The 20065-nt window shown below is 67.1% G+C and carries 20 protein-coding genes and 1 riboswitch; of the genes, 8 read left to right on the plus strand and 12 right to left on the minus strand.

Going from position 1 to position 20065, the window contains the following annotated elements; genetic code table 11:
• The first annotated feature begins 9 nt into the window (after positions 1-9).
• Positions 10-849, plus strand: a complete 840-nt coding sequence (locus AABF56_RS28235) for a LysR family transcriptional regulator (protein ID WP_272808375.1) — start codon at positions 10-12, stop codon at positions 847-849.
• Here the strand turns inward: AABF56_RS28235 and AABF56_RS28240 are convergent.
• The 6 genes from AABF56_RS28240 to AABF56_RS28265 form a co-directional block, all read right to left on the minus strand.
• The gene (locus AABF56_RS28240; RefSeq protein ID WP_272808376.1) at positions 846-1856 is read right to left on the minus strand and encodes a LacI family DNA-binding transcriptional regulator; all 1011 of its coding nucleotides are present in this window, start codon (positions 1854-1856) and stop codon (positions 846-848) included. The two genes, AABF56_RS28235 and AABF56_RS28240, sit on opposite strands and share 4 nt — an antisense overlap.
• Positions 1857-1961: 105 nt before the next feature.
• Complete coding sequence (locus AABF56_RS28245) at positions 1962-2381, minus strand: GlcG/HbpS family heme-binding protein (RefSeq protein WP_272808377.1); 420 nt, start codon at positions 2379-2381, stop codon at positions 1962-1964.
• A gap of 11 nt (positions 2382-2392) precedes the next feature.
• The gene (locus tag AABF56_RS28250; RefSeq protein WP_272808378.1) at positions 2393-3298 is read right to left on the minus strand and encodes an SMP-30/gluconolactonase/LRE family protein; all 906 of its coding nucleotides are present in this window, start codon (positions 3296-3298) and stop codon (positions 2393-2395) included.
• 129 nt (positions 3299-3427) lie between these two features.
• Positions 3428-4528 (minus strand): ABC transporter substrate-binding protein, encoded by a 1101-nt coding sequence (locus tag AABF56_RS28255; RefSeq protein WP_272808379.1) that lies wholly within the window; start codon positions 4526-4528, stop codon positions 3428-3430.
• A gap of 49 nt (positions 4529-4577) precedes the next feature.
• The gene (locus AABF56_RS28260) at positions 4578-5645 is read right to left on the minus strand and encodes an ABC transporter permease (RefSeq protein WP_272808380.1); all 1068 of its coding nucleotides are present in this window, start codon (positions 5643-5645) and stop codon (positions 4578-4580) included.
• Between the two features lie 17 nt (positions 5646-5662).
• Positions 5663-7159, minus strand: coding sequence for a sugar ABC transporter ATP-binding protein (locus AABF56_RS28265; protein WP_272808381.1), 1497 nt, complete (start codon positions 7157-7159; stop codon positions 5663-5665).
• Positions 7160-7325: 166 nt separating this feature from the next.
• On the opposite strand from AABF56_RS28265, the gene AABF56_RS28270 reads away from it, so the two are divergent.
• From AABF56_RS28270 to AABF56_RS28295, 6 genes are all read left to right on the plus strand, one after another.
• On the plus strand, positions 7326-8273 hold the full coding sequence (locus AABF56_RS28270) for a 2-hydroxyacid dehydrogenase (protein ID WP_272808382.1): 948 nt from the start codon (positions 7326-7328) through the stop codon (positions 8271-8273).
• A 10-nt stretch (positions 8274-8283) separates the two neighbouring features.
• Positions 8284-9315, plus strand: coding sequence for an L-idonate 5-dehydrogenase (locus AABF56_RS28275; RefSeq protein WP_272808383.1), 1032 nt, complete (start codon positions 8284-8286; stop codon positions 9313-9315).
• Between the two features lie 67 nt (positions 9316-9382).
• Positions 9383-10138 carry an SDR family oxidoreductase gene (locus AABF56_RS28280; protein WP_272808384.1) on the plus strand — a complete coding sequence of 252 codons (756 nt, stop codon included), beginning with the start codon at positions 9383-9385 and terminating at the stop codon, positions 10136-10138.
• 22 nt (positions 10139-10160) lie between these two features.
• Positions 10161-10643 (plus strand): gluconokinase, encoded by a 483-nt coding sequence (locus AABF56_RS28285; RefSeq protein ID WP_272808385.1) that lies wholly within the window; start codon positions 10161-10163, stop codon positions 10641-10643.
• On the plus strand, positions 10640-11527 hold the full coding sequence (locus AABF56_RS28290; RefSeq protein ID WP_272808386.1) for an NAD(P)-dependent oxidoreductase: 888 nt from the start codon (positions 10640-10642) through the stop codon (positions 11525-11527). Before AABF56_RS28285 ends, AABF56_RS28290 begins: the two co-directional genes overlap by 4 nt.
• Positions 11524-11856 carry a hypothetical protein gene (locus AABF56_RS28295; RefSeq protein ID WP_064334628.1) on the plus strand — a complete coding sequence of 111 codons (333 nt, stop codon included), beginning with the start codon at positions 11524-11526 and terminating at the stop codon, positions 11854-11856. The genes AABF56_RS28290 and AABF56_RS28295 overlap by 4 nt, the downstream gene beginning before the upstream one ends.
• Positions 11857-11922: 66 nt before the next feature.
• On the opposite strand, the gene AABF56_RS28300 is transcribed toward AABF56_RS28295, so the two are convergent.
• On the minus strand, positions 11923-12498 hold the full coding sequence (locus tag AABF56_RS28300; protein WP_133036199.1) for a TetR/AcrR family transcriptional regulator: 576 nt from the start codon (positions 12496-12498) through the stop codon (positions 11923-11925).
• Positions 12499-12585: 87 nt separating this feature from the next.
• On the opposite strand from AABF56_RS28300, the gene AABF56_RS28305 reads away from it, so the two are divergent.
• The gene (locus tag AABF56_RS28305; protein ID WP_272808387.1) at positions 12586-14061 is read left to right on the plus strand and encodes an MFS transporter; all 1476 of its coding nucleotides are present in this window, start codon (positions 12586-12588) and stop codon (positions 14059-14061) included.
• Positions 14062-14097: 36 nt separating this feature from the next.
• Here AABF56_RS28305 and AABF56_RS28310 read toward each other — a convergent pair whose 3' ends face one another.
• From AABF56_RS28310 to AABF56_RS28330, 5 genes are all read right to left on the minus strand, one after another.
• On the minus strand, positions 14098-15285 hold the full coding sequence (locus AABF56_RS28310) for an amidohydrolase family protein (protein WP_272808388.1): 1188 nt from the start codon (positions 15283-15285) through the stop codon (positions 14098-14100).
• A 113-nt stretch (positions 15286-15398) separates the two neighbouring features.
• Positions 15399-15830 carry a GlcG/HbpS family heme-binding protein gene (locus tag AABF56_RS28315; protein ID WP_272808389.1) on the minus strand — a complete coding sequence of 144 codons (432 nt, stop codon included), beginning with the start codon at positions 15828-15830 and terminating at the stop codon, positions 15399-15401.
• 88 nt (positions 15831-15918) lie between these two features.
• The gene (locus AABF56_RS28320; RefSeq protein WP_272808390.1) at positions 15919-17160 is read right to left on the minus strand and encodes a D-amino acid dehydrogenase; all 1242 of its coding nucleotides are present in this window, start codon (positions 17158-17160) and stop codon (positions 15919-15921) included.
• 139 nt (positions 17161-17299) lie between these two features.
• A riboswitch (glycine riboswitch) is annotated at positions 17300-17390 on the minus strand.
• Between the two features lie 36 nt (positions 17391-17426).
• Positions 17427-18857, minus strand: a complete 1431-nt coding sequence (locus tag AABF56_RS28325) for an MFS transporter (protein ID WP_272808391.1) — start codon at positions 18855-18857, stop codon at positions 17427-17429.
• Between the two features lie 152 nt (positions 18858-19009).
• Positions 19010-20044: an aliphatic sulfonate ABC transporter substrate-binding protein gene (locus tag AABF56_RS28330; protein ID WP_244770158.1), complete on the minus strand. Its 1035-nt coding sequence runs from the start codon at positions 20042-20044 to the stop codon at positions 19010-19012.
• Between the last annotated feature and the right edge of the window lie 21 nt (positions 20045-20065).

Genomic DNA, 20065 nt, shown 5'->3' on the forward strand with positions numbered 1-20065 from the left:
GGTGCGAAAATGCTATCGACCGACGACCTGCTCCTGATCGCGGCACTGGCGCGCAGCGGAAAGCCCGCCCCAGCGGCCGCCGGCCTCAATGTACACCTCGCCACCGTCTACCGCCGGCTGAAGGAACTGGAGCAGGAGGCCGGGGCGCCGCTGTTCCAGCGGCTCGGCGGGCAATATGTCCCGACCCCGCTCGGCAGCGAGCTGGTCCGTGCCGCGATGGACGTGGAGGCAAACCTTGCCGAGGCGCGGCGGCAACTGGCGGGCGGCGAACAGCGGCTTGCGGGCCGCATCACCCTGACGACGCCCGATTCCCTGGTCCCGCTGGTTTCCACGCTGCTCCCGCCGGTACGCCGGAAACATGCCGGCATCCGCTTCGATCTCGTGGTCTCCAACACCTTTGCCGACATGGCGCGCTATGAGGCCGAAGTGGCCATCCGCCCAACCCGCTCCCCGCCGGAAACGCTGGTCGGCCAGCGGGCAGGCGCGTTCCGCTATGCGATCTACGTGAAAAGCGGAACCAGGGAAGACCTGCCGTGGATCGCGCTCGACGACAGCCTTTCGGCCATTCCCGCCGCACGCTGGCTGACCGCCCATGTTGCGGAGGAGGAGATCGTGCTGCGGGTGAACAGCATGTGGGCCGCCGCCCAGGCCGCCGCAGCGGGCCTCGGAAGAGCGCTTCTGCCGGATTATCTCCACCGGTCGTTCGATCTCGACCGGCAGGGCGATTTCATCGGCGCGCTGGAATCGGAAGTCTGGCTCCTCATCCATCCGGACCTGCGCCGCACGCCGCGCATCCAGGCCTTCATGGACCTCGCCGCCGGCAAACTGCGGGCGCAATTGAAGGCCTAGCGGCTGCTGTCGCGCACGATCAGCCGCGGTTCGATCGTGACATGCGGCACGTCCGGCCGGTCGTCGAGGAGATCGAGGATGAGGCGGCCGGTGCGCTCGCCGATCTGCCGCGCCTGGGCGTCGACGGTCGTCAGCGCCGGCACGCAGATGCCGCCGATCTCGTAGTTGCCGAAGCCGCCGATGGCGATGCGCCCGGGCACGGGCACGCCGCGGCGCTGGCACTCCGTCAACGCCCCGAAGGCCGAAAGGTCGGACACGCAGATCACCGCTTCCGTATCGGGGAATTCCGCCAGCAGCCGCGCCATGGCATTGGCGCCTTCCCGCATCGAGATCGGCGGCACGCCCGCATCGATGAGGCGGGAGGCGTCAAGGCCGTGGTTGTCGAGCGCGGCAATGAAGCCGAGACGGCGGTCGCTGCCGCGGGTATCGCGGCTCGCGTCACCGCCGATGAAGGCGATGCGGCGATAGCCGGCCGCCACGAAATGATCGACCATGCTGCGCACGGCGTTGGCATTGGAAAAGCCGACGAAATGGCCGATCGGCTCGGCCGGCACGTCCCAGGTCTCGATGACGGGCACGCTGGCGTTCTCCAGCAGCCTCCGCGCCCGCGGCGTGTGTTTTCCGCCGGTCACGACGATGGCCTGCGGCTTGCGGCGCAAGAGCTGCTCGATCAGCCGCTCCTCTTCCTCGACATCGTAGTTCGTATAGCCGAGCAGGATCTGGAAGCCGCGGGCGCTCAGCGTTTCGGAAAGACCGCCGACCGTATCGGCGAAGTTCGCATTGTTGATCGACGGGATGGTGACGGCGATGAAATCCGTCTTCTGCGAGCGCAGGTTCGAGGCGGTGGAATCGAAGACATAGCCGAGCTCTTCCGCCGCCTTCAGGATCGCGTCGCGCGTATCCTTGTTGATCAGGCTGCCGGACTTGAACGCGCGCGATACCGTCATCGGGGAAACACCCGTCTTGCGGGCGATGTCCGCCATGGTCGGCGCCTTGTCGTTGCGCATTCCCCGTGCTCCGTTATCGTTACCACACCGTAGCGCGCCGGCCTTCCATGCCGCAAGCCGGGCGCCAGCAGAGCGTTCCGTTATCCCCACGCGCGCAAAGGCCGGTCACGCCGCGTCCGCGCCGATAGCGGCCAGCGCCGCGCGGGCGACCTCCTCGTCCTGCTCCCCCGAGCCCGAACCAACGCCGATGCCGCCGAGGAGCACTCCGGCCGAGCGGATCGGCAAGCCGCCGCGAAGGCCCGTCACCTCGCCCCGGGTGGCCGCCGCAAGCGGTAGCTTCGCATGGTCGGGCAGGCTGTGGCTCGGGGCGCCGATGGAGGCGGCGGTGCGGGCCTTGGCCGTGGCGCTCTTCAGCGAGAGATAACGCGAGCCGTTCATGCGGAAGGCGCCGAGCACCACGCCGCTCTGGTCGACGATGACGATGCATTGCGGCTGGCCCGAGGCCTTCGCGGCATCGATGGCGCCCTGCAGCATGGCAAGCACGCCCTCGTCCGTCAGCTTCGCGGTCGTTTCGGTGAATGGCATGTCCGGCGTTCCTATCGCGTGGTCCGGACCGCGCCGCGGATGGCGAGCGAAACGGCATAGAGGGATGTGGTGGCGGTGATGAAGAGCCGGTGACCATGCCGGCCGCCGAAGCAGATGTTCGATACCGTCTCCGGCACGAGGATTTTCCCGAGCCGGCGGCCGTCCGGCGCGATGCAGTGCACCCCGTCGCCGGCCGAGGTCCAGAGATTGCCGGCCGCATCGACGCGCATGCCGTCCGCGCAGCCGGGACTGACGACGTGGAAGACGTCGCCTCCGGCAAGCGACCAGCCTTCGCCGACATCGAAGACGCGGATATGGCGCGGATCGTCGGAGAAGATGCGGCCCGTATCGGCAACATAGAGTCGCGTCTCGTCCGGGCTGAAGGCAAGGCCGTTCGGGCATTGGAAATCGGTGAGCACCGCCCGGATCTCCCCCGAAAGCGGGTCGACCCGGTAGACATTGCAGGGCAGCTCCTGTTCGGCGCGCGTGCCCTCGTAGTCGGAGGCGATGCCGTAATGCGGATCGGTGAACCACACGGCACCGTCCGAGGCGACGACGACATCGTTCGGCGAGTTCAGCCGCTTTCCCTCGTAGCGGTCGGCGATGACCGTGATGGAGCCGTCATGCTCGGTGCGGGTGACGCGGCGCGTGCCGTGCTCGCAGGTGACGAGCCGACCTTCCCGGTCGCGCGTGTTGCCATTGGAGAAATTGGCAGGCTCGCGGAACGTGCTTATACCGAGCGCCGGGCTCCAGCGCAGGATGCGGTTGTTGGGAATGTCGGAGAACAGCAGGCAATCGTGATCGCCGAACCAGACCGGGCCCTCGACCCAGTCGAACCCGCCGGCCAGCTTCTTCAGCGGCGCATTTCCCAGCACGAAGGTTGAAAACACCGCGTCCTCGGCCTCGAAAAACGACATGGCACTCCTCCCTCGCAATCCAACGCCCGCGCAAGATACCGATCATGCCGTCCCGGGCAAGGGCAATGGAGACCGGGCTTTGATCGCGCCCGGGGACGGTCCTCCCGCCCCCGGACGCCGGAAGGAGGCTTATTTGCCCCAGATCTTCTTGTATTCGTCGCGATAGCCGTTGTCGGGGTCGAAGCTGTTCTTCGGCCCGCCATCGAACTCGACATTGTCCACCGTCACGACATGGAGCGGCGAGACGTAGCCCGACCACTGCTCGCCCGCGAAGGCGCGGTTCAACTCGTCGACGAGCTGCCAGCCCTGCAGGTTGAGCGGCTCGGCCACGGTGACGGACTGGTACTGCCTGGCGCGGATGCGCTGGTAGGCGCTTTCCGAGCCGTCGCCGGCCGCAACGCTCTTCGGCGCGCCATCGCCCGCAATGCCGGCCGCGGCGAGCGACGGGCCCATGAAGTCGAAATAGATGTCGTTGATCGCCAGCGAATGGGTCCACTGCTCGCCGTATTTTTGCAGGAGCGTCGTGGTGAGCTGCGGCATGCGCTGCGATGTCTCGGCGATCGGCGTGTCGACATATTCGAGCACCGTGCCGCCGAGCGCCTCGATCTCCGCCTTCATCTTGTCGGCCTTGGCGATGGCGATGGCGTAGGTGGAATCGGTGAAGATGATCACGCCCGGCTTGCCGCCGGCATCGACGAAGGCATAGTCGGCCGCCGCCTTGGAGACTTCCATGGCGTCCGTCGTCACGTTGGCGAAGACGCCGACCTCCTCGACCGGGCCGACGGCAGGCGCCGCATGCCAGGCGACCATCGGAATGCCGGCTTTCTTGGCCTCCTCCATCGCCGGCTTCTGCTCGACGGCATCGAAACCGGTGATGATGATGCCGCCCGGCTTCAGCGTCAGCGCCTGGCCGAAGGAGGCGGTACGGCCCTCGATCGAGCCCGCGCTGTCGAGCACCGTCACCTTCCAGCCGATGGCGGCGGCCGCCTCCTCGATGCCGTTGACGACGCCGAGGATGCCGCCGTTCTTCATGTCGGCGGCGACCACGACGACGGTCTTACCGTCCGCCGCCTTCGGGCCGCCCGTCGGGCCGTCCCATTTCTCGACCTTGCTGGCATATTTCTCGACGACGGCCTTCGCATCCGCCATGGCATCCGCGAAGGCCGGACTTGCGAGCATCAGGCCGAAGGCGACGGCGGCCGTGGTGGCCAGGAAATCTCTGCGTTTCACGATAGTGTCCTCCCTTTGGACGTGAGACATGCGACGATGGAACGAAGGTTCAGGATGGCTTGCCGGCCGCTTCCCCCGGCGCGCCCTTCGGCTTGATGGCGCCCGCAGCGCCACGGCGGCGCTGGGCGTAACCGGCAATACCGATGGCGACGAGCAACGTGACGCCGTTGAACAGCGGCTCAACGAAGAAGGAGCCGCCGAACTGCTGGATGCCGGCAATGCCGACGGCAAGGATGATGACGCCGATCATCGTGCCCCAGACATTGACGCGGCCCGGCTTGATGGTGGTGGAGCCGAGGAAGGCGCCGACGAGGGCCGGCAGCAGGTATTCGAGGCCGACGCTCGCCTGGCCGATGCGCAGCCGCGAGGCGAGCAGCACGCCGGCGACGGCCGAGAGGACGCCCGAGGCGATGAAGGCGCCGATGACGAAACGGCGGACCGGAATGCCGTTCAGCGCGGCCGCCTTCGGATTGGCGCCGATGGCATAGACATAGCGGCCGATCGGCAGGTATTCGAGCACGATCCAGAGCACGATCGCCAGCGCCAGCACGTAGAAGCCGGTGATCGGCAGGCCGAAGAGCATGGTGCCGTTCAGCGCGAGAAACCCGTCCGGCAAGACACCGACCACCTGCCGGCCGCCTGTGTGCCAGAGCGCGATGGCATAGATGACCGTGCCGGTGCCGAGGGTCGCGATGAAGCTGTCGATCTTGGCCACCTCGACCAGCAGGCCGTTCAGGAGGCCGGTCAACGCGCCGAGCATCAGAACGACGGCGACCGCCAGCGGCCAGGGCAGGCCCAGCATGGTCTGCAGGCTGATCGCCAGGATATGCCAGAGCACGATGCCGTAGCCGATGGTCAGGTCGATGCGCCCGCACGCCATGGGGATCATCGCGGCCAGCGACAGGATGGCGATGATCGTCTTGTTGGCGATGATCGAGCGCAGGTTGAGCAGCGTCGGGAACGTATCCGACAGCAGGACCGAGAAGACGAGGATGAGCAGGACCGTCAGGATGACGAGGCCATAGACCGGCAGGAGGCGCTTCAGCTTCTCGCCGGTCGAAAGCCCCTTCAGTTCGGCGGGCGTCGGCTCGAGCGCGTTGGACTGGATGGATTGCATCGTCTTTCTCCCGGAAATCAGGCCGCCTCGGAGGCGGAGGCCGCAGCGATGACGGCGGAGGTGGTGAGGTCGGCGCCGGACAGCTCGCGAACGATGCGTCCGCGCGAGAACACGAGCGCCCGATGGCAGATATGCGCGATCTCCTCGAAGTCGGTGGAGATCACGAGGACGGCGAGCCCTTCCTCCACCGCCGCGGCGATGAGGCGGTAGATGTCGGCCTTGGCGCCGACATCGACGCCGGCCGTCGGGTCCTCGGCGATCAGCAGCCTGCGGCCGGTCGCAAGCCAGCGCCCGACCACCACCTTCTGCTGGTTGCCGCCCGACAGCGCCTCGATGGCGAGCGCCTGGTCGTTGGGGCGCAGCCCCACCTTCTCGCCGATGGCCGCGGCCATGCCGGCTTCGCGGGCCGGCGACAGGAAAGCCGCAAGCCCACGCCCGGACGCGCCGGGATTGAGGAAGGTGTTTTCCCGCAGCGTGAGCGACATGGCGACCGATTCCTCCGTCCGGTCGCGGGCGATCAGCCCGATGCCGGAGGCGATCGCCGTTTCCGGGCTGGAAAGATCGGGCGCCGCACCGCGGATCGTCACCACGCCCGTCGCGGGTTCGGCGCCGAAGAGGGCGCGGCCGATCAGCTCCTGCCCCGCGCCGCGCAGGCCGACAAGGCCGAGAAGCTCGCCCTGCCTGAGCTCGAAGGAGACGGGGCCGGCACCACGGCAGGCAAGGTCGCCGACCGACACCAGCACCGGACCGGGTGTCGAATGGGCCTTGGCAAAGAGCTGGTCCGCCTTGCGGCCGACGATCATGCGGATCAGCTCGTCCGGATTGGTGTCGGCGACGGCCGTCTCGCCGACGAGATGCCCATCGCGCAGCACGGCGACGCGGTCGGCGATGCGGAAGATCTCGTCGAGGCGGTGCGAGACGTAGATCATCGCCACGCCGCGGTCCTTGAGCGGCCGGATGGCGTCGAACAGGCGCTCCACCTCGTCGGCCGGAAGGCTCGCTGTCGGTTCGTCTAGGACGAGCACGTCGGCCTCGACGGCGAGCGCCCGGGCGATGGCGACCAGCGACTTTTCGGTGCGCGTCAGGCTCTGCACGCGGGTGGAGGGATCGAAATCGCAGCCGACCAGCTTCAACGCCTCGGCCGTGCGCCGCGCCGTGGCGTTCCAGTCGATCAGCTTGCGGCGCAGCGAAAAGCCCTGTGCCAGGCCGACATTCTCGGCCACCGTCATCCATTCGATGAGGCCGAGGTCCTGGTGGATGAAGGCGACCGATTGGCGCTCGTTCGGCCGCGGCGGGCGATGGTGATAGGGCTCGCCACGAAACAGGATGTCCCCGCCGTCCGGCCGGTAGATGCCGGCGAGCGTCTTGATGAGGGTCGACTTGCCGGCGCCGTTTTCGCCGAGAAGCGCGAGGATCTCGCCGCTCCTGAGGTCGAGCGACACGTTCGTCAGCGCTTTCGTGCCACCGAACTCCTTCGACACGGCGCGAAATTCCAGAAGTTTCTGCGTTTCCACCTGCTCCTCCCAAAGCCGATGGAATGATCGTATGGTATCGATAACATCATTGTCAAGGGCGCTATATAAGCCTCTTCAACACCCCCATAGCTTTTTGAAATGGGGCTGGACAATTCCCTGCGGCACGATATGTTATCGATAACAAAATACATATCGGAGGAATCCCGTGAGCAAGATCGAGCTGTTGCAGGTTGGGCCGTATCCAGCGTGGGACGAAGAGCGCCTGAACGCCAACTTCACCATGCATCGCTATTTCGAGGCGGCCGACAAGGCGGCGTTCCTGGCCGCGCACGGCGCCAACATCCGCGGCATCGCCACGCGCGGCGAGCTTGGCGCGAACCGGACGATGATCGAGGCGCTGCCGAAGCTGGAGGTCATCTCCGTCTACGGCGTCGGCTATGATGCGGTGGATCTTGCCGCCGCCCGCCAGCGCGGCATCCGCGTCACCAACACGCCCGACGTGCTGACCAAGGACGTCGCCGACCTCGGCGTGGCGATGATGCTCGCCGAGGCGCGCGGCGTCATCGGTGGCGAGACATGGGTCAAAAGCGGCGACTGGGCGAAAAAAGGCCTCTACCCGCTGAAGCGCCGCGTGCACGGCAAGCGCGCCGGCATTCTCGGCCTCGGCCGCATCGGCTACGAGGTCGCAAAGCGCCTGACCGGTTTCGACATGGACATCGCCTACAGCGATACCGGCCCGAAGGATTTTGCCGGGGACTGGACCTTCATCGCCGACCCGGTGGAACTGGCCGCCCGCTCCGACTTCCTCTTCGTCACGCTGGCCGCCTCCGCCGAGACGCGCCACATCGTCGGCCGCAAGGTCATCGCGGCGCTCGGGCCGGAGGGCATGCTGATCAACATCTCCCGCGCCTCCAACATCGACGAGGACGCCCTTCTCGACGCGCTCGAAAGCAAGGCGCTCGGTTCCGCCGCGCTCGATGTCTTCGAGGGCGAGCCGAACCTCGATCCGCGCTTCCTTGCGCTCGACAACGTCCTGCTCCAGCCGCACATGGCCTCCGGCACGGTCGAGACGCGCAAGGCGATGGGCCAGCTCGTCTTCGACAACCTGTCGGCCCATTTCGACGGCCGCCCGCTGCCGACCCCGGTTCTGTGAGGAAGAGACCATGAAGGCGATCGTCATCCACGCGGTGAAGGACCTGCGCATCGAGGAGAGCGCCGTTGAGGCGCCCGGCCCCGGCGAAGTGGAGATCCGCCTTGCCGCCGGCGGCATCTGCGGCTCGGATCTGCACTACTACAACCACGGCGGTTTCGGCACGGTGCGGCTGAAAGAGCCGATGATCCTCGGCCATGAAGTGGCCGGCCATGTCGCCGCGCTCGGCGAGGGCGTCTCCGGCCTTGCCATCGGCGATCTCGTCGCCGTCTCGCCCTCGCGGCCCTGCGGGGCTTGCGACTATTGCCTCAAGGGCCTGCCGAACCATTGCTTCAACATGCGCTTCTACGGCTCGGCCATGCCCTTCCCGCATATCCAGGGCGCTTTCCGCGAGCGGCTGGTCGCCAAGGCCAGCCAGTGCGTGAAGGCCGATGGCCTCTCCGCCGGGGAGGCCGCGATGGCCGAACCGCTTTCGGTCACGCTGCACGCCACGCGCCGGGCCGGCGAAATGCTGGGCAAGCGCGTGCTCGTCACCGGCTGCGGGCCGATCGGCACCTTGTCGATCCTCGCGGCAAGGCGGGCCGGCGCGGCCGAGATCGTCGCCGCCGACCTCTCCGAACGGGCGCTCGGCTTTGCCCGCGCGGTCGGCGCGGACCGTACGGTCAACCTGTCGGAAGACCGCGACGGCCTTGTTCCGTTCAGCGAGAACAAAGGATATTTCGACGTGCTCTACGAATGCTCCGGCGCGCAGCCGGCGCTCGTCGCGGGCATCCAGGCGCTGCGCCCGCGCGGCGTCATCGTGCAGCTCGGCCTCGGCGGCGAAATGAGCCTGCCGATGATGGCGATCACGGCCAAGGAACTGGACCTGCGCGGCTCTTTCCGCTTCCATGAGGAATTCGCCGTGGCGGTGAAGCTCATGCAGGGCGGGCTGATCGACGTGAAGCCGCTGATCACCCATACGCTGCCGCTCGCCGACGCCCTGAAGGCCTTCGAGATCGCCTCGGACAAGGGCCAGTCGATGAAGACGCAGATCGCTTTTGCCTGACGGCAATGGCAGGAAAGCGTAAGACGGCTTTCATCCGCCCTTGCGGGAACAAAGAGACAAAGGATCCATGAGCACGCAACTCTTCGACCTTACTGGCAAGCGCGCCCTCGTCACCGGCTCCTCGCAGGGCATCGGCCTTGCGCTCGCCAAAGGCCTTGCCGATGCCGGCGCAGAGGTCATCCTCAATGGCCGCGACGCGGGCAAGCTGGCGGCCGCGGCAAAGGAACTCGGCGCGAAACACACGCTCGCCTTCGACGCCACCGACCACGCGGCCGTGCGCGCGGCAATCGATGCCTTCGAGGCGGAGGTCGGCGCCATCGACATCCTCGTCAACAATGCCGGCATGCAGCATCGTACACCGCTGGAGGACTTTCCCGCCGACGCCTTCGAGCGGCTCCTGAAGACCAATGTCTCCACCGTCTTCAATGTCGGACAGGCCGTCGCCCGCCACATGATCCGCCGCGGCGCGGGCAAGATCATCAACATCGCCAGCGTCCAGACGGCGCTCGCCCGCCCCGGCATCGCCCCCTACACCGCCACCAAGGGCGCCGTCGGCAACCTCACCAAGGGCATGGCGACGGACTGGGCGAAATACGGCCTGCAATGCAACGCGATCGCGCCCGGCTATTTCGATACGCCGCTGAATGCCGCGCTCGTCGCCGATCCCGCCTTCTCCGCCTGGCTGGAAAAGCGCACGCCGGCCGGCCGCTGGGGCAAGGTGGAGGAGCTGGTCGGCGCCTGCATCTTCCTTTCCTCCGACGCTTCCTCCTTCGTGAACGGACACACGCTCTATGTCGACGGCGGCATCACGGCCTCGCTCTGAGGAAAACAGGCGCATCGTCCTGATGGGCGTTGCCGGCTGCGGCAAGTCCGCCGTCGGCGCGGCGCTTGCCGGCCGCATCGGCGCGATCTATCTCGATGGCGACGACCTGCATCCGCCGGAAAACATCGAGAAGATGAGCCGCGGCGAACCGCTGACCGACGAGGACCGCTGGCCCTGGCTGACCCTGGTCGGTCGTACGCTCGCGCAGCCGGACGGCACCCTGATCATCGGCTGCTCGGCCCTCAAGCGCCACTACCGCGACCACATCGCCCGCGAGGCGCGCGGTCCCGTCACCTTCGTCCACCTTTCCGGCAGCAGGGACCTGATCGCCGCCCGCATGTCGGCCCGCGCCGGCCATTTCATGCCGACGAGCCTCATCGACAGCCAGTTCGCCGCCCTCGAACCGCCGGCGCAAGACGAGAATGCCATGACCGTCGATATCGACGACACGCTCGAAAGCATCGTCGACCGTATCGCCGCGAAACTGGAGGAGACCCCATCATGACGAACACCGTCGCGCTGATCGGCGCGGGCGCCATGGGCGGCGCCATCGGCACGCGGCTTGCCGAAACCGGCAACCGCCTGACCGTCTTCGATCCGAACCCGGAAAAGGTGCACGCACTGGTCGGCAAGGGCGCGGCCGCGGCGCCCACGGCCGCCGCGGCCGCCGCCGCCAGCGACTATGTGATCCTCAGCCTCAATTCGCCGGCCATCGTGCGCCGCGCCGTCTTCGGCGAGGCCGGCATCGCCGCCGGCGCGCGGGCCGGCACGCTCATCATCGACATGTCCTCGATCGACCCGGACGCCACGAAGCAGCTGGCCGCCGATGCGGCGGAAAAGGGCCTGCGCTGGGTGGACAGCCCGCTGTCCGGCGGGGCACCGAAGGCGCTGCTCGGCCAGCTCACGCTGATGGCCGGCGGAACGGCGGACGACGTGGCGGATGCGCATAAGGTCCTGCGACATGTCGCCAGCAACTACACCCATATGGGCCCGGTCGGCGCCGGCCAGACGACCAAGCTGATCAACCAGGTCCTGTGCGGCCTCGGCTTCCTTGCCGTCGCCGAGGCGACGCAACTGGCGCTCGATGCCGGCGTCGACGCGGCAAAGATCCCCGAGGCGCTGAAGGGCGGGCGGGCCGACAGCGCCATCCTGCAGGAATACATGCCGCGCTTCGTGGCGAAGGACTACCGCCGCACGGGCCGCATCGACAACATGGTGAAGGACCTTTCCGGCGCACAGGACCTTGCCCGCCGCACCAACACCGCCATGCCGCTGACGGCGGCCTGTGCCGAGATCCACCGCATGCTGACGGCCGCCGGCCTCGGCGGCGAGGACCAGGCGGCGCTGATGGAATTCTTCCGGGGCCCGAACAAGGAGAACTTCGAATGATCACCCGCTACGCGCTGTTCGAGGGCAAGGTGAAGGAGGGCCGGACCGACGCCTTCCGCAAGGCCGTCATCGAGCGCATCCTGCCGAAATGGCGGCAGTTTCCACATGCCACCGACGTGCGCGTCTCGTTTGCCGAGGCCCGCGACGAGGGTGCGCCGGAACTGCCGATGATCCTCGCCATCAACTATCCGAGCCTTGCGGCCGTCGAGGAGGCGTTGGCAAGCCCGGTGCGCGCCGAAGCCCGCGCGGCGACCGAGTCGGTTCTGGCCGAATTCTTCGAAGGCCGCATCCACCACCATGTGACGCTCGCCAGCGAATACAGGCTCTGAGCCCCGCCTCCCTCGCATCCGGAATGTTTTCGGCCGAAGTGGAATCGCGTCGGCGCCGGACCTGCCCTAACCCTTTTCCCCGTCCCTTTTTCCGTCCTCACGCTCGCCCGCAAGGGTGAGCATGTCGGCGAACAGGGCCGCCCACTGGGCCTCGGTGATATCGATGAGGCCGAAGGCCTTCAGCAGGAAGGCGCCTTCGCCGGCGAGGAAGGCGAGCGCGGCCTGCCTGTCCTCCGCCTTATCCATGTCCAGCCCCGCCAGGCGATGCGTGTACCAGACGCGGCTCGCCGCAACCTGTTCGGGGCTTTGCAAGAGCGCCGTCATCATCACGGCGGAGCGTGAATATTCCGCCTCGTCGCTGTCGCGGGTCGCCAGCAGGTGCCCGCGGATGACGGATTGCGGCGAGCGGTCGTTTCCCGCATGCGCCATCACTTCCGCCTCGAACGTGCTGCCCCAGCGTTCGATCATCGAGCGGATCAGGTTCTCCTTCGTGCCGAAGCAATATTGCACGCCGCCCTTCGTGATGCCGGCGGCGCGCGCAACGGCATCGAAGGTCAGCCCCGCCGCGCCGTCGGCGGCCACGATGGCCTCGGCGGCGTCCAGAACGCGGTCGCGATCTATGCTGCGCGGTCGTCCTGCCATCTCACCTCTTCCATTTCAATACGAATGTATTTATATAGCGCCCCACGCGCATGCAACCGCGAAACACCATGCCCAAGGATCATACCGATGTCCCGTGGTAAACGCTGGCTCGTCCTCGCCGTCGTCTCCAGCGCGCTCTTCCTGATCGTCATCGACATGACGGTGCTCTATACGGCCCTGCCCAAACTGACGCACGCGCTTTCCGCCACCGCGGCCGAGAAGCTCTGGATCGTCAACGCCTATCCCCTCGTCGTTGCCGGCCTCCTGCCGGGCCTCGGCACGCTGGGCGACCGGCTGGGCCACAAGCAGATGTTCATGGCCGGCCTCATCGTGTTCGGCCTCGCCTCCCTCGGTGCGGCCTTCGCCCCCTCGCCCGCCTTGCTGATTGCCGCGCGCGTCGCCCTGGCGGCCGGGGCGGCGATGATGATGCCTGCCACGCTGTCGCTCATCCGCCTCACCTTCACGGATGAGAAGGAACGGGCCTTTGCGATCGGCATCTGGGCCGCGGTCGCTTCGGGCGGGGCGGCGCTCGGCCCGGTCGTCGGCGGGCTGCTGCTTGAATATTTCTGGTGGGGCTCCGTCTTCCTGATCAACGTTCCGGTCGTGCTCGTCGCGCTGGCGGCGAGCGCCGTGCTGCTCACCCGTGGTGCGGGAGACCGCAGCCGCCCCTGGGATCTCCTCGGTTCCGTGCAGGTGATGTTCGGCCTCGTCGGCCTCACCTATGCCGTAAAGGAAGCGGGAAAGCGCGATCCCTCCTGGGAAAGCGCGGTCATCGCGCTTGTCATCGGCCTTGCGGCCATGGCGGTGTTCATTCGCCGCCAGCGCCGCAGCGCGGCGCCGTTGATCGATTTCGCGCTCTTTGCCGATCCACGCTTTACCGCGGGCGTCGCCACAGCGCTCGTCGCCTCCGCCGCCCTTATCGGCGTGGAGCTGGTCTTCAGCCAGCGGCTGCAGCTCGTGCTCGGCTATTCCCCGCTGGAGGCCGGCGTGCTCATCCTGCCGATCCCTGCGGCCGCCTTCTTCGCCGGGCCGCTCACCGGGCTCGCCTTGCCGCGCCTTGGCGGCGAACGGGTGCTCTGGGCCGCGCTGCTGCTGTCCGGCCTTGCGCTCGCCGCCTTCCTCGCCACCCACCAGGGTCCGACAGTCTACTGGATCGCGGCGCTCGCGGCGATGGGCTTCGGCGCCGGCGCCTCCATGACGGCGGCGTCGACCGTCATCATGCTCTCGGCGCCCGAAGAGCAGGCCGGCATGGCCGCCTCGGTGGAGGAAGTCTCGTTCGAACTGGGCGGGGCACTCGGCATCGCGCTGCTCGGAAGCCTGATGTCCGCCCTCTATTCAAAGGCGATGGTCGTGCCGCAGGGCATGGCGCTCGCCGACGAGGCCCGCGACAGCCTCGACGAGGCGCTGGTGCTTGCCGATGGCCTCAAGCCGGACCAGGCGCAGCAGGTCATCGCCCTCGCCCAGTCCGCCTTCGACCACGCCTTCGTCGGCGTCGTCGGCGCCGCCGTGGCGATGCTGATTGCGGTCGCCTTCACGCTCTACTGGAAACTGAGCCCGCGCTGAGCCTCGAAAAGGAGGCCGTGCAGACGTTGCATGGCCTCACGCCACCCAGGTGCCGTCGCGCGCGACGATGCGGCCGCGCTTGACCACCAGGCTGCGCTTCGGCCGGTCGACGAGGATCTGCGCCCGGTTTTCGCCCTCGATCAGCACGAGGCTGCCCTCGCAGCCGACATTGAGGCCGTGGCCTTCGAGCGCGAGAAGGTCCGCGCCCCGCCCGGTGCCCATGTCGAGCGCGGCGACCAGCTCCTCGTCCGTGCGGCAATAGGAACGGTAGGACAATAGCCAGCAGCGCTCCAGCATGTCGCCGTTGCCATGCGGGTTCCAGGTGTCGCGCAGGGAATCCGAGGCGACGGCGCATTTGACGCCGCGGCGCGCCAGCTCGAACATCGGCGGGAAATCGATCTCGCCCGGCACCGCCGAGATGATGCCGATGCCGTTTTCCGCGAGGATATCGATCATTGCGTCCACCGCATCGGCAGGCCCATCACCGAGACAGAAGGCATGGCTGACGACGACGCGGCCTTGCATGCCGTTCGCCCTGGTGCGCTCGGCGATCATCTTCAAGGCGGACAGGCCGAGTTCGCCCGCCTCGTGCAGATGGATGTCGATCTTCGCGCCCTTGCGGCTGGCGATGTCGAAGATCGTGTCGAGGTGTCCCTTGGGGTCGCCGTCGATATCGGTCGGGTCGATGCCGCCGATGACGGAAGCGCCCTCGTCGAGCGCCGCCTCCATCAGGTCCGCCGTGCCGGGATCGATCATCATGCCGAGCTGCGGGAAGGCGACGAGTTCGAGGCCGACGGCGTGGCACGTCTTTTCATGGGCGCGCAGCACCGCATGGAGGTTGTCGAGCCTGTAGCCGCTGGAGATATCGACATGGCTGCGGATATGGGTGGAGCCCATGGCGACGCACTGGCGCATCAGGTTGCCGGCCCGTTCCTCCGTGTCCCAGGGCAGGTTCTTGCGGATCTCCACCTCGTTGTCGATCATCGCGCGCAGCGAGGGCGGCACGTTGATGCTGTGCCACGGCAGGCCCCAGAGGATCTTGTCGAGATGCACATGCGGCTCGACGAAGGGGGCGATGGCGACGGCATTGCCGCCGTCATGCACGGGAACGCCCGCTTCGCGCGGCAGGTTCGCGCCGATGGCGGCGATCCTGCCGCCCTTGATCAGGATGTCGGCGGTCTCGCCGCCATCGGGCCGGACATTGGTCACGAGCAGGTCGGTCATTTCTGAGAATCCTGAAATCAGCACGGATGCGGGCGGAGAACAGCATTCTTTCCCCGCTTTGCCAACCTCCGCTCTCACGCTATCCGCCCGGCAACCGATGACGGCATCAGCCCTCAATCGACCTGGGCGACGAGACCCGCTGCCTCGATGCCGGCGACCGCGCAGATCTCGTCATTGTCGGAGGTATCCCCGGTCACGCCGACCGCGCCGAGCAGCGTTCCGGCCGCATCGCGGATCAGCACGCCGCCGGGAACGGCGACGATCCTGCCGCCCGAGACGGCAGTCAGGCCCTCGATAAAATGCGGGCGTTCCTTCGCATTCTTGTCCAGCCAGCGCGAGCCCATGCCGACGGCGAGCGAGCCATAGGCTTTGCCGAAGGCGATCTCGTAGCGCAGCATGGAGGCGCCGTCCTGCTTCTGGAAGGCCTTCAGGTGGCCTCCGGCATCGAGCACGGCCACGGTGAGCGGCTTGAAGCCGGCCTTTGCACCAGCCTCAAGGGCGGCGGCGATGATGGTGTTGGCGGCAACAAGGGTGAGTTCGGCCATGTCTGTCCTCGTAGGGTTGCGGTTTTCCATGAGGTCCCGGCAGCCTGCCGCCGGGACCTGAATTATCGAAAGATTCGTCGTTCTTCTATCAGGCGGCGATGGCGCAGTCTGCCGCCATCTCGCCGGCAATCGTGTCCGTCACCATCTGCGCGGTCGCCGCCGAAAGCGTCCAGCCGAGATGGCCGTGCCCGGTATTGTAGAACACGCCGGGCTGGCGCCCCCTGCCGACCCGCGGCATCATGTTGGGCATCATCGGGCGCAGGCCCGCCCAGGGCACGACACGATTGGTGTCGACCTCGGGAAACAGCATGCGCGTCCAGTCGACGAGCGGCTTGACGCGGTCGTGGCGGATGTCGCGGTTCATGCCGTTGAATTCGGCCGTGCCGGCGACGCGGAAGCGGCCCGGGCCGAGGCGGCTGGTCACGATCTTCGCCCGGTCGTCGAGCAGGCTCACCCAGGGCGCCGCCGCCTGGCTGCGCTCGTCATCGAGATGCACGGTGATCGAATAGCCCTTCACGGGATAGATGTTGACCCGGTCGCCGAGCATGGCGGCGATCTGACGGCTGGCCGTGCCGGCGCAGACGACGACGCCATCCGCCTCGACCTGGTGCGCCGCGCCCTCTCCCGTCGCATAGCCGATGCGGAACGCGCCGTTCCTGCCGATGGCCGTGACGCGGGCATCGAAGAGGAAACGGGCGCCCCGGCGCTGGCAGGCCTTCGCAAGGCCCGAGGTGAACTTGTGGATGTCGCCGGTAGAATCCGAGGGCGTGTAGAAGCCGCCGTGGAAGGCCCCGTGCAGCGTCGGCTCGATCGACTTGACCTCTTCGGCCGTCACCGCCCGGCGGTCGAGCCCGCCCTCGGTCAGCAGGGCATTGACCTTCGCCGCATGGTCGAAGCTCGCCTTGTCCCAGTAGATGTGCAGGATGCCGCGGCGCACATGGTCGAAATCGATGTTCTCGCGCTCGGCGATGGAGAAGAGATGCTGCCGGGCGGCGATCGCCAGCCGCGTCGTCTCCACCGTGTTGTCGCGATAGCGCATGATGTTCGAGACGAATTCGGCGAGCCAGGAATATTTGTGCCAGGTCGGCCGCGGGTTCATCAGCAGCGGTGCGTCGTTCCGCATCATCCATTTGACGCCCTTGAACAGGGTGGACCAATGGTTCCAGACCTCGGCATTGCTGGCGGAAAGCTGGCCGCCATTGGCAAAGGAGGTTTCCATGGCGGCGTAACGCTGGCTTTCGAGCACGGTCACGTCGAAGCCGCGTTCCAGAAGGGCATAGGCAGTGGTGACGCCGGTGATACCGGCGCCGATAACGGCGATATGGGGCATATTAAGTCTCTCGCTCCGTATGACATCAGGGTACGGGCCGGAGCCCGCGTTTTCCCCAATCTGTCACGGTACCTGAGAGTTTACCCGCCACAGCGGCTTTCCCCTTCGGTGGGCGCCCGCAGCGCCTCTCTCCAGATCGTTCAACTGCACGGTCACTGGTGCCTGAGAGTTTCCTGGGGGGTTGCTCCGTCGGCGCCGGCCTTACGGCCGATCTCTCCCATGCAGTCTTGTCGAACGCGCGCAGGCTACCGCAATCTTGAAGAGAATCAAGAGGGACGGCGGCGATGTCCCGAAACTTCCGCCCCGGCGCCGGCCGGCAGCGCGAGGAAACGCAGGGCCGAGACGAGGCCGATGGCGGCGATGCACAGGAAGGCGGCACGGATGTCCGTCAGCATGCTGCCGCCGGCGGCCTCGGGGAAAAGGGCGGCCGAGAGGCGGATGACGGCGGCGGCCACGGCGACGCCGAGAAGCTGCGCGAGCTGCTGCAGCATGGCCGAGATCGTCGTCGCCGCGCTTCGCTGGGCGGGCGTGACATCGGCAAAGGCGATCGTCGTCAGCGCGGTGAACTGCATCGAGCGGGACAATCCGCAGGCGATCAGCAGCGCAAACAGCAGGAGGCGCGGCGTATCGCCGTCGACAAGGGCAAAGGCGCCGATCGTCAGCGCGGCGACGAGGCCGTTGACGACGAGCAGCGTGCGGAAACCGAAAAGGCGCAGCGCCGGCGTCGTCACGCTCTTCATCAACAGGTTGCCGAGGAAATAGACGAGCACGAGCGAGCCGGTCTCGACGGCATCGAGGCCGAGGCCGACCTGGAACAGGAGCGGCAGCAGGAAGGGCGTGGCATTGACCGCAAGCCGGCCGGCGGTGCCGGCCGAGAGCGTCGCGAAGGCGAAGGTCGGCACCTTGAGCACCGCCATGTCGAGCAGAGCATGCGGCGCGCGCCTCAGATGACGGATGGCGACCCAGCCGGCGGCAAGGCCGAGGGCGAGAACGGCAAGCGTACCGGCACCGCCCGTCGGCGCGCTGGAGAGCTCCAGACCGGCAAGCGTCAGCGCGAGCGCGCTTCCCGTCAAGAGGAAGCCCTTCAGGTCGAAAGGTCGCGCGCCTTCGGCCGGCGCCTGCGGTACGAAGAACAGGACGAGCAGCACGCCGACCAGGCCGAGCGGCAGGTTGATGAAGAAATTCCATTCCCAGCCGGCATGGGTGGTGACCCAGGCGCCGATCAGCGGCCCGACCACCGGCGCGATCAGCGCCGGCCAGGTGATGGTGGCGATCGCCCGCACCAGTTCCGCCTTCGGCGCGCCGCGCAGCACGAGCTGGCGCCCGACGGGCGTCATCAGCGCGGCGGATGCGCCCTGGAGGAGCCGCGCCGCGGTGAATTCGGCAAGCGAGCCGGAAAAGCCGCAGGCGACGGAGGAAAGCGTGAAAAGAACGATCGCCGTCAGGAAAACCTCGCGTGCGCCGAACCGGTCGGCAAGCCAGCCGGCCGGCGGTATGAACACGGCCATGGCGAGCAGATAGGCCGTGAAACCGATGTTGAGCGCCACGACATCCGTCGAGAAGGCCTGCGCCATCGCCGGCAGCGACGTCGCGATGATCGTGCTGTCGAGCATCTGCATGAAGAAGGCCACGGCGACGACGGCCGGGACGATGCGGGTACGGTGAAGCGGTATCGGCGGAGAGGGAATGGAGGACATCGCAATCGCAAAACGGGCGACGACGTTCGAACGCCGCCGTCCCGTCCTATAGAGCAATTCCGGCGAAAGCGCGAAGCGGTTTCGCCGGAATGACGCTGAGATGAAAGAATAAAACGTTTCCGCAATCGGGAGAATGCGGAAACGCCCGAAAATCAGTTGCTGGCATCCACCTTCTTGACGGCTGCGTCGTAGAAGGAGCGGTCGATCCAGGTGTCGTAGTTCACCTTGCCCTTCAGGAGGCCGGCATCGGCCATGAAGGCCTCCTCGCCCTGAAGCGCGCGCACCGCCTCTTCGGTGATCTGGGGATCCTGGAAGAACTTGCCGTCCGGATAGGTCGCGCGCACCGCATTGTCGCTGTTGCCGGTTTCCTTGACGAAGATCGCGATCGTCTCTTCCGGGTTGGCATCGGCCCAGCGCGCCGCCGCGATATCGACGGCCAAAAGGCGCGTCACGATGTCGGGATACTTGCGGGCGAAATCGCCGTTGACGCTGAGGAGATGCGGCACGGCCCATTCCGGGCTGCCGGAAACGCCGGCATCGAAGATCACCCGGGCCTCGCCTTCCTCGACCAGCTTCTGCACGGGGCCGGTGCTCTCGACCACCGCATCGACATCACCGCGCGAAAGGGCCGGGCCGGAGCTCTCGATGCCGAGGTTGAGGCTTTCCACGTCATTGATCGAGAGACCCACCGTCTTCAGCGCCTTGGCGAAGGTCGAGTGGCGCACCGTGCCGGCGAGATAGGCGACCTTCCTGCCCTTGAGATCCTCGATCTTCTGGATCGGCGAATCCGGCTTTACGACGATCTGCGTCTCGTTGGAACGGTTCCAGCTCGACAGGCCGACGAGCTTCACATCGGCGCCGGTGGCCGCAAGGCGCAGCGACGGGTTGTTGCCGATATAGGTGAAGTCGATTGCGCCCGAACCAAGGGCGACAGTCGCCGCCGAGCCCCCGTCGAAGGTTGTCAACTCGATCTTGATGCCGTCCTTGGCGAACTCGTCCTCCAGCAGCTTCTTGTTGCGGTAGAGAATGAACTTCAGGTGGCCCGGCGCAGTGGAGCCGATGCGGATGACGTCGGGCTTCGCCTCGTCGGCCAAGGCCGGCGCAAGGCCTGCAACGGGCAGGATCGACAGCGCGAGCGCGATTTTCAGGAGCGTCCGGCGCAGCGGACGGATGGAAAACGATGTCATGGATGGGTCCTTTCGGAACAG

This window comes from Shinella sp. WSC3-e (genome assembly GCF_945994535.1).
In the GTDB taxonomy this organism is placed as follows: Bacteria; Pseudomonadota; Alphaproteobacteria; order Rhizobiales; family Rhizobiaceae; genus Shinella; species Shinella yambaruensis.

Excerpts from the sequence above, each read along its gene's own strand:
- AABF56_RS28235 (WP_272808375.1), top strand. The coding sequence starts at position 10 with ATGCTATCGACCGACGACCTGCTCCTGATCGCGGCACTGGCGCGCAGC.
- AABF56_RS28240 (WP_272808376.1), bottom strand. The coding sequence starts at position 1,856 with ATGCGCAACGACAAGGCGCCGACCATGGCGGACATCGCCCGCAAGACG.
- AABF56_RS28245 (WP_272808377.1), bottom strand. The coding sequence starts at position 2,381 with ATGCCATTCACCGAAACGACCGCGAAGCTGACGGACGAGGGCGTGCTT.
- AABF56_RS28250 (WP_272808378.1), bottom strand. The coding sequence starts at position 3,298 with ATGTCGTTTTTCGAGGCCGAGGACGCGGTGTTTTCAACCTTCGTGCTG.
- AABF56_RS28260 (WP_272808380.1), bottom strand. The coding sequence starts at position 5,645 with ATGCAATCCATCCAGTCCAACGCGCTCGAGCCGACGCCCGCCGAACTG.
- AABF56_RS28275 (WP_272808383.1), top strand. The coding sequence starts at position 8,284 with ATGAAGGCGATCGTCATCCACGCGGTGAAGGACCTGCGCATCGAGGAG.
- AABF56_RS28280 (WP_272808384.1), top strand. The coding sequence starts at position 9,383 with ATGAGCACGCAACTCTTCGACCTTACTGGCAAGCGCGCCCTCGTCACC.
- AABF56_RS28285 (WP_272808385.1), top strand. The coding sequence starts at position 10,161 with ATGGGCGTTGCCGGCTGCGGCAAGTCCGCCGTCGGCGCGGCGCTTGCC.
- AABF56_RS28290 (WP_272808386.1), top strand. The coding sequence starts at position 10,640 with ATGACGAACACCGTCGCGCTGATCGGCGCGGGCGCCATGGGCGGCGCC.
- AABF56_RS28295 (WP_064334628.1), top strand. The coding sequence starts at position 11,524 with ATGATCACCCGCTACGCGCTGTTCGAGGGCAAGGTGAAGGAGGGCCGG.
- AABF56_RS28300 (WP_133036199.1), bottom strand. The coding sequence starts at position 12,498 with ATGGCAGGACGACCGCGCAGCATAGATCGCGACCGCGTTCTGGACGCC.
- AABF56_RS28305 (WP_272808387.1), top strand. The coding sequence starts at position 12,586 with ATGTCCCGTGGTAAACGCTGGCTCGTCCTCGCCGTCGTCTCCAGCGCG.
- AABF56_RS28310 (WP_272808388.1), bottom strand. The coding sequence starts at position 15,285 with ATGACCGACCTGCTCGTGACCAATGTCCGGCCCGATGGCGGCGAGACC.
- AABF56_RS28315 (WP_272808389.1), bottom strand. The coding sequence starts at position 15,830 with ATGGCCGAACTCACCCTTGTTGCCGCCAACACCATCATCGCCGCCGCC.
- AABF56_RS28320 (WP_272808390.1), bottom strand. The coding sequence starts at position 17,160 with ATGCCCCATATCGCCGTTATCGGCGCCGGTATCACCGGCGTCACCACT.
- AABF56_RS28325 (WP_272808391.1), bottom strand. The coding sequence starts at position 18,857 with ATGTCCTCCATTCCCTCTCCGCCGATACCGCTTCACCGTACCCGCATC.
- AABF56_RS28330 (WP_244770158.1), bottom strand. The coding sequence starts at position 20,044 with ATGACATCGTTTTCCATCCGTCCGCTGCGCCGGACGCTCCTGAAAATC.